The organism is Kitasatospora sp. NPDC093679, from assembly GCF_040683455.1.
In the GTDB taxonomy this organism is placed as follows: Bacteria; Actinomycetota; Actinomycetes; order Streptomycetales; family Streptomycetaceae; genus Kitasatospora; species Kitasatospora arboriphila.
In genome coordinates this window covers 26,975-40,609 of record NZ_JBFBDW010000018.1, presented here as the reverse complement: position 1 = coordinate 40,609, position 13,635 = coordinate 26,975, and the positions used below count along the sequence as shown (strand labels likewise).

Sequence of the window (13,635 nt, the reverse complement as noted above, 5' to 3'; positions counted from 1 at the left end):
GCCTTGATACTGCTCACTGAGAGCAATATTGTGGACCTGGGCCGTTCACCGTGTGCAACACACGAGTGCAGCGCGTCGCACCCACAGAGCCCCCGTTCCGGCCGACTCCCCCCGACGGCCGGAACGGGTTGAGAGGCCCTGCCGACCCACCCCCCCGGTCGGCAGGGCCTCGTGGCGTTCCCGGGCCGCGCCGCCGCTACTTCACCGGGATCTCCAGGACGACCTTGGTGCCGCCGTCCGGGGCGGCGACCATGTCGAAGGTGCCGCCGAGCTCGCCGGTGACCAGGGTCCGGACGATCTGCAGGCCGAGGTTGCCGGCCTTCTGCGGATCGAAGCCCTCGGGCATGCCGCGGCCGTCGTCCTGCACGGTGATCAGCAGGTACTCCTCCGGCTTGACGCCGCCGTTCCAGCTGTCGGACCAGCCCATGCCGGTCGCCGGGGCCCGCCCGCGCAGGGCGCTGACCTCCAGGTTGCCCGCCGCCTTCGGGCCGAACGCGTGTTCGAGGGCATTCTGCAGCAGCTCGGTGAGGATCATCGCGAGCGGGGTGGCGACCTCGGCGGTGAGGATGCCGAAGCTGCCGGTGCGCTTGGTGCCGACCAGACCGTCCTGGGAGAGCTCCATCACCATGGCGAGCACCCGGTCGGCGATCTCGTCGAAGGCGACCTGCTCGTCGAGGGTCTGCGAGAGGGTCTCGTGCACGATGGCGATCGAGCCGACCCGCCGGACCGCCTCGTCCAGCGCGGCCCGGCCCGCGTCCGAGTCCATCCGGCGGGACTGCAGCCGCAGCAGCGCGGCGACGGTCTGCAGGTTGTTCTTCACCCGGTGGTGGATCTCCCGGATGGTCGCGTCCTTGGTCATCAGCTCGCGGTCGCGCCGCCGCAGTTCGGTGACGTCGCGGCAGAGCACCAGGGACCCGGTGGGGGTGCCCTTGGGCTTGAGCGGGATGGAGCGGATGATCACCACCCCGCCCTGCGCCTCGACCTCGGTCTGCCGGGGCGCCCAGCCGCTGGCCATCTTCACCAGGGACTCGTGCACCGCGGAGCGCGACGGCGGAGCCAACTCGGCGGTGGTGCGGCCGAGATGACTTCCCACCAGGTCGGTGTTGAGGCCGATCCGGTGGTAGGCGGAGAGCGCGTTGGGGCTGGCGTAGGTGACGATGCCGTCCGCGTCGAGCCGGATCAGGCCGTCGCCGACGCGGGGCGCCGCGTCCATGTCGGTCTGCTCGGCCGGGTAGGGAAACGTTCCGGCAGCGATCATCTGGGCCAGGTCGGATGCGCTCTGCAGGTAGGTGAGCTCCAGCCGGCTGGGGGTGCGGACGGTCAGCAGGTTGGTGTTGCGGGCGATCACGCCCAGCACCCGGCCCTCGCGCCGGACGGGGATGGACTCGACCCGGACGGGCACCTCCTCGCGCCACTCCGGGTCGCCCTCGCGCACGATCCGGCCCTCGTCGTAGGCCGCGTCCAGCAGCGGGCGGCGGCCGCGCGGCACCAGGTGGCCGACCATGTCGTCCTGGTACGAGGTCGGACCGGTGTTCGGCCGCATCTGGGCGACCGAGACGTACCGGATCCCGTCCCAGGTGGGGATCCAGAGCACCAGGTCGGCGAAGGAGAGGTCGGAGAGCAGCTGCCACTCCGAGACCAGCAGGTGCAGCCACTCCACGTCGGCACCGGTGAGGGTGGTGTGGCGGCGGACGAGTTCGTTCAGCGAGGGCACAGGGCGAGCCTAACGAAAACGGCCCCGCGGGACCTTCCGTGACGTTGTCCAGACCAATGTCGGCGCACCCCTGGACAACCACAATTGGTCTAGTCCACAATGGGAAACGCACCAAGGAGAGGCCCCCGCGCACACTGCCCTGACCGCGCGAGTCCCCTTCTCGGTCGGCGCACCGGTGGCCCGGGAGTCCCGCACAACTCCCGGCCGCACCGGCCGCCGACGACAGCTCCGGGCTGCGGTGCCGCACGGGTTGAGGGTCCTGTGTCGGCGCCGTGGCCCGTAGTGCTTTCCGGGCGCCCGCCGACACGGCGGACCCGGACGGACGGCCGCCGGACGGGCGGCCGCGGACGTACGAGGACGCACGAGAGGGGCGCGCGGGGTTTCCCACCCCGCGCGCCCCTTCCGTGTGCCCGATGCGCCGGGCGTCAGTGGGTCTCGGTGACCTTGGCGAGGGCGCGCGGCGCGTCCGGGTCCTGGCCGCGGGCGATCGTCACCTCGTAGGCGAGCAGCTGCAGCGGCAGGATCTCCAGGATCGGCTGCACCTCCTCGGGCACGCCGGCCGGCAGCGCGAAGCCCGCCGAGGCCGCCTCGACCTGGGCCTCCTGACCGATCACGACGAGGTCCGCGCCACGGCCGCGGAGCCGGTCGAGGACCGGCTGCAGGGCCTCGCCGCCCTTGCCGTCCGGCACGATGGCGATCACCGGGGAGACGTTGTCCACCATGGCGAGCGGGCCGTGCAGCAGGTCGGCGCCGGAGAACGGCGACGCCGGGATGTAGGTGGTCTCCATCAGCTTCAGCGCCGCCTCGCGGGCGGTCGGGTAGCCGTAGCCGCGCGAGGTGATGACCAGGCGCTGGGCGAAGCGGTAGCGCTCGGCGAGGGACTTGACCTCGGCCTGGCGCTCCAGGACGCCGGCGGCGAGGCCGGGCAGGGCCTTGGCGGCCGAGCCGTCGCCGCCGCGCAGGCCCTCGACGAAGAGGTACAGCGCCAGGAGTTCGGCGGTGTACGTCTTGGTCGCGGGCAGCGCCTTCTCCGGGCCGGCCAGCACGTCGATGTGGAACTCGGAGACCTCGGCCAGCGGGGAGCCGGCGTTGTTGGTCACCGCGAGGGTGATGGCGCCGGCCTCGCGGGCGGCCTTGGTGGAGGCCACCAGGTCGGGCGAGCCGCCGGACTGGCTGACCGTGACGACCAGGCAGTCCCGGAGGTCGGGCTTGGCGCCGTACGCGGTGGTGGTGGACATCGAGGTGAGGCCGGCGGGCTTGCCGAGCAGGACCTCGATCAGGTACTTCGCGTACAGGGCCGCGTTGTCGGAGGTGCCGCGGGCGGTCAGCAGCACGAAGCGCGGGTTGCGGGCGGCGATCTCGGCGGCGATCTCGCGGATCTTGGGGGCGCCCTCGTCGAGGATGCGCTGCAGGACGGCCGGCTGCTCGGCCATCTCCGCCGCCATGATCCTGCCGGGGACGGTCTGCGGGTCGGACATCGGTGTGCCTCCGTTGAGATGGTTCGGCCCGCTGCGGGCTGCTGGCCCGGCGGGTCCCTCACGGCGGCGAGTCCGCACACTCGCTGCAAAGGTGTTGCCGCTCGATCCTACGGTGTCCGGGCCCCGGAACGAACTCCGGAGCCCGGCCGGGCGGCTCAGGACGGGTTGTTGATCAGCGCGTCGATCTTGGCGTCGGCGGCCTTGGCCGCGGCCTCCACCGAGGTGCCGGCGAAGACGTCGTTCAGCATGTCGACGAGGACGTTCTGCTTCTCGATCGCCGCCCAGCCCGGGGCGACCGGGGTGAACCAGGCGTCCGGGACGGCGTTGGCGGCGGCCGCGGTGGCCGGCTTGTTCCTCAGCGGGGCGAGCTGGGTGAGGTTGTTCGGCAGGGTGTCCTTGTCCGCCAGCACCTGCTGCGACTTGGCGCTGGTGAACATCCGGATCCAGTCCTTGGCGAGGTCCTGGACCTGCGACTTGGCGGTGACCGCGAGGTCCGAGCCGCCGATGAAGGAGGGCAGCGGCTTGCCGTTCGGACCGGGCATGCCGGCGACCTTCACGACGTCCTTGAGCTTGGGGTCGCCGGAGAGCGGCTCCAGTGCGGCGGCGGCCTCCCAGCCGTTGCCGTAGAGCATCGCGGTGCGGTGCTTGCCGAGCACCGCCGCCTGGTCGAGCTCGTTCACCGTCAGGTCGCCGTGGTTGTACCGCTTGACCAGGTCGACGAAGTGCTGGATGCCCTGCTGCGACTTCTCGTCGCTGAGGGTGCCGTGCCAGCGGCCGCCGTTGTCGAAGCGGGCGATGGCGCCGCCGTACGCGGCGACGTAGGACATCGCGGCGTACCAGTAGGGGCCCGGCAGGTAGAGCGGCGAGAAGGCCTTCCCGCTGCGGTTCTTCGCCTGGATCTTGTCGAGGGCGGCCATCAGCTCGTCCTCGGTGGCCGGGACGGAGGAGCTGCCGGTGGCCTCCTGGAACATCGCCGAGTTGTAGATGGCGACCCGGGCACCGGCGTAGTACGGCACGCAGAAGAGCTTGTCCTGGTAGGTGCAGGTGTTGACCAGGCCGCGGATCCAGGTCTGGTTGTTGTCGAAGGCCGTGCGGTCCACCGGCGCGAGCGAGCCGTTGAGGATGTACTTCATCGTCTCGGTGTTGCCGAGCTCGACGACGTCGGGCACCCGCTCGCCCTTCAGGGCCTCGTCCAGGTTGGCGATCTTGTCCTTCCAGGTCTGGTACCGGAGCCGGAGCTCGACCTTCGGGTACTTGGCGGCGAACTCGTCGTTCACCTGCTGGACCAGCTCGGGCCAGCTGGTCTGGGCCTCGCCCATCAGCCAGACGGTCACGGTCCCCGTCTCCGCGGCGGCCGAGGCCGCCCCGTCCCCGCCCGGGGAGCCGCTGCTGCCGCATCCCACCGCGGTGGCCAGCAGGGCCGCCATGCCGATCGCCGCCGTCAACTGCCGCTTCACGCTTCCTCCGGAGGGTCGGGGAAGGTCTGCGCATTGGTACAGACCAGTTCGCCGAGACTGGACCAGACCACTGGTCGCGTCAACGGCGCACAGGGGCCTGCGCACCAGTCGTTGCAGAGCCGTTGTCATGCAGGCACGCACGGTGAGCACGCACTCACCGCACGCTCCATTAGGGCCGCCTTAAGGTCCACTTGAGGGAGGGTTAGGCCCGAGGACGGATCGTTCGCCATCTATGGCTGTTCATGGGGCATTCGCCCGATTTTCCGGCCGGGATGGTCCAGTCCAAGCCCCGTCGACCACCAGATGCGCACGGCCGTGTCAAGCGTTGATAACGGTGTGCCCCGAGCACTCGCGAACCCTTGACGGCCTTCTTTGGTACGTGCCAATCTCCAGGGCAGTTGGTCTACACCAATGGTCTACTCCACCAGGCCGGTTGCCGCTCCACCCTGCTGTTCCCCCTTCGCAATCACCGGTGACATTCCCCCCGGCACGACGCTTCAGGGCCACGCCCCCACAGCCCGGTGCCACACCTTGCTCATCCCTCTGGAGGATGGTTTGAACCGCAAGCTCGCCGCCGTGGCCGCCATTGCCACCGTTCTCGTCGCGTCCGCCTGCTCCTCGTCCGGCTCCTCCGGCGACGCCAAGCAGGCCACCCTCAGCAAGGACGGCAAGGGCAAGAAGATCACGGTCTGGCTGATGGACGACGCCCAGAAGGGCTGGCCGTCGGTCGTCGAGGCTGCCAAGAAGCAGTTCAAGGAGGAGACCGGCGCCGACGTCGACATCCAGTGGCAGACCTGGACCAACTACACCACCAAGCTCGACACCGCCCTGCTCTCCGGCAACGCCCCCGAGGTCGTCGAGCTCGGCAACACCCAGACCGCCAAGTACATCGAGGCCGGCTCCTTCGTCGACCTGACCGGCGTGAAGTCCCAGTTCGAGAACTCGGACAAGTACCTGGACTCGCTGGCCGCCTCCGGCCAGACCCCGGACGGCTCCAAGACCTACGCCGTCCCGTACTACGCCGGCGCCCGCGTCCTGATCTACCGCAAGGACCTGTTCGCCGCGGCCGGCGTCACCAACCCGCCGACCACCCTGGCCGAGCTGAAGGACGCCCTCACCAAGGTGAAGGCCGCCAACGCCTCCGTGCCGAACTTCTCCGCCCTGTACCTGCCGGGCCAGAACTGGTACACCGCCGCCTCCTTCGGCGCCGGCACCTTCGGCGTGAAGAACATCGTCGCCAAGAGCGACGGCGACAAGTGGACCGGCACCCTGACCGACCCCAAGTTCATCGAGGGCGTCAAGGTCTGGAACGACCTGCAGAAGCAGTTCTCGGTCGGCGGCGCCACCACCGACGAGGCCACCCAGGACGCCCTGATGGCCAAGGGCAACATCGCCGCCATCGTCGGCAACGGCTGGGAGCTCGGCTCCGTCGCCGACCCGAAGGTCGGCGACCCGACCCTGAAGGACAAGCTCGCCAGCATCGCCCTCCCGGGCAACGCGGCCGGCCAGCCCACCCCCGCCTTCCTCGGCGGCTCCGACCTGGCCGTCCCGGCCAAGTCCGCCAACCCGGGCCTGGGCGCGACCTTCCTGCAGATCTTCACCAACACCAAGCAGCAGACCGAGCTCGCGAAGTTCGCGATCCCGAACGCCAAGAACCTGGTCGCCGCCTACAAGGCCGCCGCGCCGGAGAACAAGGCGACCGGTGACGCCGCCGAGGGCCAGACCTGGTTCATCCCGAACTCCCCGATGTGGTCCGGTGCCGACGAGACCGCGCTGAAGAACGCCTTCGGTGCGATCGCCGCCGGCGGCGACCCGGCCGCGGAGCTCAAGAAGGTCGAGGAGACCGTCCTCAAGGACCTGAACGGCTGACGAAGCGTGCAGGGGGTGGGCAGTCCGTGCGCGAGCGCGGACTGCCCACCCGCGCAGGTACCGAGCAGTTCCGCGGGCCGGGAAGGACCCAGATGAGCGTGACAACGAACGAAACGCCGGTGACGGTCGAGGAGACCGCGGCCGCCGCCCCGCCGCCGCGCAGCCGCGGCTTCCTGGCGGGCGGCCACTACATCCCGTACGCCATGATCCTGCCGGCCGTCGCGGCCCTGGTGGGCGTTCTGGCGTACCCGCTGTACCAGCTGTTCGACCTGTCGTTCCAGAACATCAACCGGTACTCGTACCTGGTCAACCCGGCGCTGTCGAAGTACGTCGGGTTCGAGGGCTACGGCAAGGTCCTCGGCGACGACCAGTTCTGGGAGGTCGTGCTCCGCTCGGTCTGGTTCACCCTGGAGCTGGTCGTCCTCTCCATGGTGCTGGGCATGCTGTTCGCCCTGCTGCTCAACCGGGTCTCCGGCTGGGTCAAGGTCGTCTGCATCACCGTGATGATGTTCGTCTGGGCCATCCCCGCGCTCGTCACCGGCACCATCTTCCGCTGGCTCTTCGCCTCCAACGGCGGCGTGGTCGACTACATCGGCTACCTGTTCACCGGCGACGAGAAGACCAAGCACTACGACTGGTTCGCCGACCCCGCCGTCGGCCTCTACGTGGTCGGCGCCGCGGTCATCGTGTGGGGCGCGCTGCCCTTCCTGGTGCTCGGCCTCAACGCCGCGCTCACCCAGGTGCCCAAGGAGCTGATGGAGGCCGCCAAGCTGGACGGCGCCACCGGCCTGCAGGCCTTCCGGCACGTGGTGATCCCGGTCATCAAGCCGTTCCTGATGATCAGCACCGCGCTGAGCTTCATCTGGGACTTCCAGGTCTTCGCGCAGATCTTCTCGCTGCGCAACACCTCGCCCGAGCCCGGCTACTGGACGATCGGCACCTACCTCTTCCAGAAGGGCATCGTCGCCTCGAAGTACAGCGACTCCTCGGTGATCTCGATCGCCATGATCCTCCTCATGCTGGCGGTGCTCGTCTTCTACATCCGCCAGATGCTCAAGATCGGAGCCCAGGACCGATGACCACCGTCGACACCACGGCCGCCGCGGCCGCCGCGCCGAAGGTCCGGGCCAAGGTCCGCGCGACCGGCCAGAGCCCGGTGATGACCTGGGTCTGGAACACCCTCGGCCTCGGCTTCGCGGTGGTGATGGGCTTCCCGATCTACTGGATGATCATCACCACCTTCAAGTCCAACAAGGACCTGATCGCCAAGGACCCGACCTTCTGGCCGCAGGCGTTCTCCTTCGACAGCTACAAGACGATCTTCGAGGACAAGGAGTTCCTGCCGGGCCTCCAGAACACCGTCGTCATCACGCTCGGCGCGGTGGTGCTCGGCCTCGTCGTCGGCTTCCTGGCCGCCGTCGCCGTCGCCCGGTTCGGCTTCCGCGGCCGCAACTTCTTCATCGTCACCATGCTGGTCGTCCAGATGGTTCCGCTGCTGGCGATCATCGTCCCGCTGTTCGTGGTGATGAACAAGGCCGGCATGACCGGCTCGCTCTTCGGCGTCATGCTGGCCTACCTGGTCTTCACCGTGCCCTACGTGGTGTGGACGCTGCGCTCGTTCATCGTCAACATCCCGGCCGAGCTCGACGAGGCCGCCATGGTCGACGGCTGCACCCAGTGGGGCGCGTTCTTCCGCGTCATCCTGCCGCTCACCCTGCCCGGCCTGATCACCACCGGCGTGTACAGCTGGATCCAGGCGTGGAACGAGTTCATCGTCGCCAACGTGCTGCTCTCCACCGGCGGCCAGAAGACCTCGATGATCTGGCTGACCTTCTACGCCACCACCCCCACCCGCGGCGCCGACTACGGCTCGCAGATGGCCGGCGCCCTGATGGTCTCGCTGCCCGTGATCGTGCTCTTCGTGATCTTCCAGAAGAAGGTGTCGGCGGGCCTGACCGCCGGTGCGGTCAAGGGCTGACAGTCACAGGCGCGGCCCGCCCCCCGCACCACCCTCACCTCCCGCACCCCACCCAGGGAAGGAACCATGGCGATTCCCGGTACGGAAAGCGTCGAACTGCTCACGGACGCCGGCGCGGTGCTCCAGCCGGGCTTCGCCGGGCTCACCGCCCCCGAGTGGCTGCGCCGCAGACTGGGCTCGGGCGAGCTGGGCGGCGTCGCGCTGTTCGGCCGCAACATCCGTACCCCGCAGCAGGTCGCCGCGTTGACCGCCGAGATGTACGCGCTCAACCCGGAGCTGCTGATCGCCACGGACGAGGAGGGCGGCGACGTCACCCGGCTGGAGGTCTCCAGCGGCTCCTCCTACCCCGGCAACCTGGCGCTCGGCGAGGTCGACGACACCGACCTCACCGAGCGGGTCGCCCGCTCCATCGGCCTCGACCTCTCGTCGGTCGGCATCAACCTCGACTACGCGCCCGACGCGGACGTCAACTCCAACCCCGACAATCCGGTGATCGGCGTCCGCTCCTTCGGCTCCGACGGCGACCTCGCCGCCCGGCACACCGCCGCCTGGGTCCGCGGCCTGCAGTCCGCCGGGGTGGCGGCCTGCGCCAAGCACTTCCCCGGCCACGGCGACACCTCCGGCGACTCCCACCTCGGACTGCCGCGGATCGACCTCAGCTCGGAGCAGGTGCAGGAGCACCTCAAGCCGTTCCGCGCCGCCATCGCGGCCGGCGTGAAGTCGATCATGACGGCGCACATCCTCTTCCCGGCCTACGACGCGGACCTGCCCGCCACCATGTCCCGGGAGATCCTCACCGGCCTGCTCCGCGGCGAACTCGGCTACACCGGGCTGATCGTCACCGACGGCATCGAGATGGGCGCCATCTCCGGCACCCACGGCGTCGCCGCCGGCTCGGTCCGGGCCGTCGCGGCCGGGGCCGACACCATCTGCGTCGGCGGCGGCCTGCAGGACGAGGAGGCCTTCCTCTACCTCCGCGACGCCCTGGTCTGGGCCGTCCGCGAGGGCCGGCTCTCCGCCGAGCGGCTGCACGAGGCCGCCGAGCGGAACCGGGCCGTCGCCCGCTGGTCCGCCGCCGAACGGGCCGTCCAGGCCGGCTCGCACGGCGAGGTCGGCATCGGACTGGCCGCCGCCCGCCGGGCGCTGCGCATCCACGGCGACCTGCGCCCGCTGGAGGGTGTGCCGCACGTGGTGGAGTTCTCCCCCGGTGCCAACATCGCGGTCGGCGACCAGACCCCGTGGGGCGTCTCCGGCCCGCTCACCGAGCTCGTCCCCGGCACCACCCACACCCGGGTCGGCGCCCCCGCCACCCGGATCGAGGGCTCCGGCCTGCTGCACGTGGCGGTCGCCGCCGAGGGCTCGGACGTCGACGTCCGGCCGCTGCTCGGCGCCGCGGTCAACCGCCCGCTGGTGATCGTCGTCCGCGACGTGCACCGGCACCCGTGGATGCTGCGGGCCGCGCTCGCCATGACCGCCGCCCGTCCCGACGCGGTGGTGGTGGAGATCGGCACGGCGCACGCCCTGGCCGACACCTTCGGCAGCCGCGGCACCACCGTGCTCGCCACCCACGGCGGCGCCCGGGTCTGCGGCGTGGCCGCGGCCGAGGCGCTGGCCGGGCTGGTGCTGGGCGCGGCCTCCGCCTGACGGGGCGGGCCCTCCCCGCGGGTGGGGCCCTTCACCGGGGCGGGGCCCTTCACCGGGGTGGAGTGCTCGACCGGGTGGGGAGCCCCACCGGTGCGGCGTCCGACCGGAGGGTGCACGGGGCCCGGGGTGGGGGGGCAAGGGGGGACGGACCGGAGTCGCATCCGGCTCCGGCAGGCCGGGACCGTCCGGCCGAACCCGGGACCGCAGGAGCTCACACTCGGCGGCCCCCGCGTGCGACCATGTGCTGATACAACGACGGAGGAGCCGGTGACGGCTGCAGGGCGAGGAGTGAGAGCGGCCATGAGCGGCGAGAGAGGCACGGCGGCCCTCCCGGAGGGCACCACGGTGCCGGCGCAGTCCACGGCGGCCACCGGTACGGCCGCGCGGGTGCCCAAGTACTACGGGCTCAAGCGCCACCTGCTGCAGCTGACCGAGACCCAGCCGGCCGGCACCCCGGTGCCGCCGGAGCGGGCGCTGGCGGCCCAGTTCGACACCTCGCGCACCACCGTCCGGCAGGCGCTGCAGGAGCTGGTCGTCGAGGGCCGGCTGGAGCGCATCCAGGGCAAGGGCACCTTCGTCGCCAAGCCCAAGGTCGCCCAGGCGCTGCAGCTCACCTCCTACACCGAGGACATGCGCGCCCAGGGCCTGGAGCCGACCTCCCGGCTGATCGAGGTCGGCTACATCAGCGCCGACGAGCGGCTCGCCCCGCTGCTAGACATCAAGCCCGGCAGCCGGGTGCTGCGGATCGAGCGCCTGCGGCTGGCCAACGGCGACCCGATGGCGATCGAGGTCGCGCACCTGTCGGCCAAGCGCTTCCCGGCGCTGCGCCGCAACCTGGTCAAGCACAACTCGCTCTACACCGCGCTGCGCGAGGTGTACGGGGTGACGGTGGCGGAGGCCGAGGAGACCATCGAGACCACGCTCGCCAACCCGCGCGAGGCGGGCCTGCTCGGCTCCGACCTGGGTCTGCCGATGCTCCAGCTCTCCCGGCACTCCTTCGACGCGGAGGGTGCCCCGGTGGAGTGGGTGCGCTCGATCTACCGCGGCGACCGGTACAAGTTCATCACCCGCCTGCAGCGGCCGGAGCAGCCTCCGGCCTGAGCCGCCTCCGCACGCACCACCCCCTGATCCGGTCGGCCTCCGCCGACCGGATCAGGACGTTTCTGCGCGAACCGGTGACACAGGTCACGTCCGTGCCCTACATTTCGCTCCCGTACTGACTGCCGATCACCAAAGGTGCTGCTCGGCGGGCGGGCGGAGGCAGCTCCGCGCGCTGCGGCGCCGACGAGGTGAGCCCTCTTCAGCCGGAGCCGCAACATGTCGTCAGAAGTGCAACCCCCCACCGCGGACGGGGCCGCCGGCCCCCTTCCCGCCGTCACCCCGGCCCGCGTGCTGGCCGCGATCTGCCTGGCCGTACCGGTCGTGGCGACCCTCTGGGTGTCCTCGTACACCAAGGCCGACCCCGAGGTCGGCGGGATGCCGTTCTTCTACTGGTACCAACTGCTGTGGGTGCCGGTCTCGGCGCTCTTCACGGTCGGCGCCTACCTGCTGATCAAGCGCGACGAGAAGGCCCGCAAGGCCGCCCGGGGCGGTGACGCGTGATGCACACCGGCATCAACGTGACCGCACTGACGGTCTTCCTGCTGTTCTTCGCGCTGGTCACCGTGATGGGCTTCCTGGCCGCCCGGTGGCGGCGCGCCGACGACGCCCTGCACCTGCACGAGTGGGGCCTCGGCGGCCGCAGCTTCGGCACCTGGGTGACCTGGTTCCTGCTGGGCGGCGACCTCTACACCGCGTACACCTTCGTGGCCGTCCCGGCGGCGATCTACGGCACCGGCGCGGCGGGCTTCTTCGCCGTGCCGTACACGATCATCGCCTACCCGCTGGTGTTCCTGTTCCTGCCGCGGCTGTGGTCGGTCTCCCGGGTGCACGGGTACGTGACCCCGGCCGACTTCGTGCGCGGCCGGTACGGCTCCAAGGCGCTCTCCCTGGTGGTGGCGCTCACCGGCATCCTCGCGACCATGCCGTACATCGCGCTGCAGCTGGTCGGCATCCAGGCGGTGCTGGACGTGCTCGGCGTCGGCGGCTCCGGCAACTGGTTCATGAAGGACCTGCCGCTGTTCCTCGCCTTCGCGGTGCTCGCGGCCTACACCTACTCCTCCGGCCTGCGGGCCCCGGCGCTGATCGCCTTCGTCAAGGACACCCTGGTCTACATCGTGATCATCGTCGCGGTGATCTACATCCCGATGCGGCTCGGCGGCTACGGCCACATCTTCGACGCGGCCGCCCAGAAGTTCTCGACCGTCAACCCGGCCACCGGCAAGCCCTCCGGCTCGCTGGTGCTCGGCCCGAGTTCGCACTGGACGTACGCCACGCTGGCCCTCGGTTCGGCGCTGGCCCTGTTCATGTACCCGCACTCGGTGACCGGCGTACTGGCCTCCAAGTCGCGGAACACGGTGCGCCGCAACATGGCGATCATGCCCGCGTACTCGCTGATGCTCGGCCTGCTGGCGCTGCTCGGCTTCATGGCGATCGCGGCCGGCGTGGGCAAGGGCGTGCAGGGCTTCAACGCCCAGCTCTCGGTGCCGCAGCTGTTCGAGAACATGTTCCCGGACTGGTTCACCGGCGTGGCCTTCGCCGCGATCGGCATCGGAGCGCTGGTGCCCGCGGCCATCATGTCGATCGCCGCGGCCAACCTGTTCACCCGCAACATCTACAAGGAGTTCCTGAAGCCGGAGGCCACCCCGGCGGACGAGACCCGGGTCGCCAAGATCGCCTCGCTGCTGGTGAAGGTCGGCGCGCTGGTCTTCGTCCTGGCGATGGACAAGCAGTTCGCGATCAACCTGCAGCTGCTCGGCGGCCTGTGGATCCTGCAGACCTTCGTCACCATCGTCGGCGGCCTGTTCACCCGGTGGTTCCACCGCTGGGCGCTGCTGGCCGGCTGGGCCGCAGGCATGGCCTACGGCACCTGGACGGCGTACGGGATCTCCTCCAAGGCGACCAAGCACTTCGGTGGGAACTCCGCGGAGATCCCGGTCATCGGCGAGATCGGCTACATCGGCCTCACCGCCTTCGTGCTGAACCTGCTGGTCGCGGTGGTGCTCACGCTCGTACTCAAGGCCGCGAAGGCTCCCGAGGGCGAGGACGAGACCCGCGCCGTCGACTACACGGCCGACGCCGGCGACGAGGCCGTGGAGAAGGCGCCGCAGCCCGCAGCCGCGCACTGAGGTCGGCGGGGCCCGGACAGGGCCTCACAGGGCCCTGCAAGGCCGAGCAGGGCCGAGCAGGGCATAGCCAAGCAAGGCCGAACGGGGCCGGCGGGGACCCGGCGGAGCCGGGTCGGTCGGCCAGCGCGCGGGGGCACGGGGCGCACAGTGCTGCGCATCGTGCGCCCTGTGCTCGCGCCGCCACCACCGTCAACACTGGTGGTGGCGGCGCGATCATCGTGTCCGGGCGCGACTCCCCACGGGCGCGCCCTCCCCCACCACCCAGGGG

General features: G+C 70.6%; 10 protein-coding genes. 7 read left to right on the top strand and 3 right to left on the bottom strand.

From position 1 onward, the window contains the following. Window positions 1–196 precede the first annotated feature (196 nt). The 3 genes from AB0O09_RS17260 to AB0O09_RS17250 all read right to left on the bottom strand — a co-directional run bounded on the left by AB0O09_RS17260 (window position 197) and on the right by AB0O09_RS17250 (window position 4,649). Entirely contained in the window at window positions 197–1,714 is a 1,518-nt protein-coding gene (locus AB0O09_RS17260; protein ID WP_363542492.1) for a PAS domain-containing sensor histidine kinase, read from the bottom strand. Window positions 1,715–2,139: 425 nt separating this feature from the next. After that, window positions 2,140–3,192: an SIS domain-containing protein gene (locus AB0O09_RS17255; protein WP_359979453.1), complete on the bottom strand. Its 1,053-nt coding sequence runs from the start codon at window positions 3,190–3,192 to the stop codon at window positions 2,140–2,142. A gap of 155 nt (window positions 3,193–3,347) precedes the next feature. Then, window positions 3,348–4,649, bottom strand: a complete 1,302-nt coding sequence (locus AB0O09_RS17250; RefSeq protein WP_363542491.1) for an extracellular solute-binding protein — start codon at window positions 4,647–4,649, stop codon at window positions 3,348–3,350. A gap of 555 nt (window positions 4,650–5,204) precedes the next feature. Between AB0O09_RS17250 and AB0O09_RS17245 the strand changes: the two genes are divergently transcribed. The 7 genes from AB0O09_RS17245 to mctP all read left to right on the top strand — a co-directional run bounded on the left by AB0O09_RS17245 (window position 5,205) and on the right by mctP (window position 13,367). Next, window positions 5,205–6,518, top strand: coding sequence for an extracellular solute-binding protein (locus AB0O09_RS17245; protein WP_363542490.1), 1,314 nt, complete (start codon window positions 5,205–5,207; stop codon window positions 6,516–6,518). Window positions 6,519–6,616: 98 nt separating this feature from the next. Further along, window positions 6,617–7,597, top strand: coding sequence for a sugar ABC transporter permease (locus AB0O09_RS17240; RefSeq protein ID WP_363542489.1), 981 nt, complete (start codon window positions 6,617–6,619; stop codon window positions 7,595–7,597). Beyond that, complete coding sequence (locus AB0O09_RS17235; protein ID WP_344624449.1) at window positions 7,594–8,496, top strand: carbohydrate ABC transporter permease; 903 nt, start codon at window positions 7,594–7,596, stop codon at window positions 8,494–8,496. Before AB0O09_RS17240 ends, AB0O09_RS17235 begins: the two co-directional genes overlap by 4 nt. 66 nt (window positions 8,497–8,562) lie before the next feature. Then, complete coding sequence (locus tag AB0O09_RS17230) at window positions 8,563–10,140, top strand: glycoside hydrolase family 3 protein (RefSeq protein WP_363542488.1); 1,578 nt, start codon at window positions 8,563–8,565, stop codon at window positions 10,138–10,140. Between the two features lie 300 nt (window positions 10,141–10,440). Continuing rightward, a complete protein-coding gene (locus tag AB0O09_RS17225) occupies window positions 10,441–11,241 on the top strand; it encodes a GntR family transcriptional regulator (protein ID WP_344624451.1) in 801 nt (266 codons plus the stop codon). A 216-nt stretch (window positions 11,242–11,457) separates the two neighbouring features. Then, complete coding sequence (locus tag AB0O09_RS17220; protein ID WP_363542487.1) at window positions 11,458–11,742, top strand: DUF3311 domain-containing protein; 285 nt, start codon at window positions 11,458–11,460, stop codon at window positions 11,740–11,742. Next, entirely contained in the window at window positions 11,742–13,367 is a 1,626-nt protein-coding gene (mctP, locus tag AB0O09_RS17215; RefSeq protein ID WP_363542486.1) for a monocarboxylate uptake permease MctP, read from the top strand. Before AB0O09_RS17220 ends, mctP begins: the two co-directional genes overlap by 1 nt. Window positions 13,368–13,635 lie beyond the last annotated feature (268 nt).

Excerpts from the sequence above, each read along its gene's own strand:
- AB0O09_RS17220 (WP_363542487.1), top strand. The coding sequence starts at position 11,458 with ATGTCGTCAGAAGTGCAACCCCCCACCGCGGACGGGGCCGCCGGCCCC.
- AB0O09_RS17255 (WP_359979453.1), bottom strand. The coding sequence starts at position 3,192 with ATGTCCGACCCGCAGACCGTCCCCGGCAGGATCATGGCGGCGGAGATG.
- AB0O09_RS17225 (WP_344624451.1), top strand. The coding sequence starts at position 10,441 with ATGAGCGGCGAGAGAGGCACGGCGGCCCTCCCGGAGGGCACCACGGTG.
- AB0O09_RS17235 (WP_344624449.1), top strand. The coding sequence starts at position 7,594 with ATGACCACCGTCGACACCACGGCCGCCGCGGCCGCCGCGCCGAAGGTC.
- mctP (WP_363542486.1), top strand. The coding sequence starts at position 11,742 with ATGCACACCGGCATCAACGTGACCGCACTGACGGTCTTCCTGCTGTTC.
- AB0O09_RS17230 (WP_363542488.1), top strand. The coding sequence starts at position 8,563 with ATGGCGATTCCCGGTACGGAAAGCGTCGAACTGCTCACGGACGCCGGC.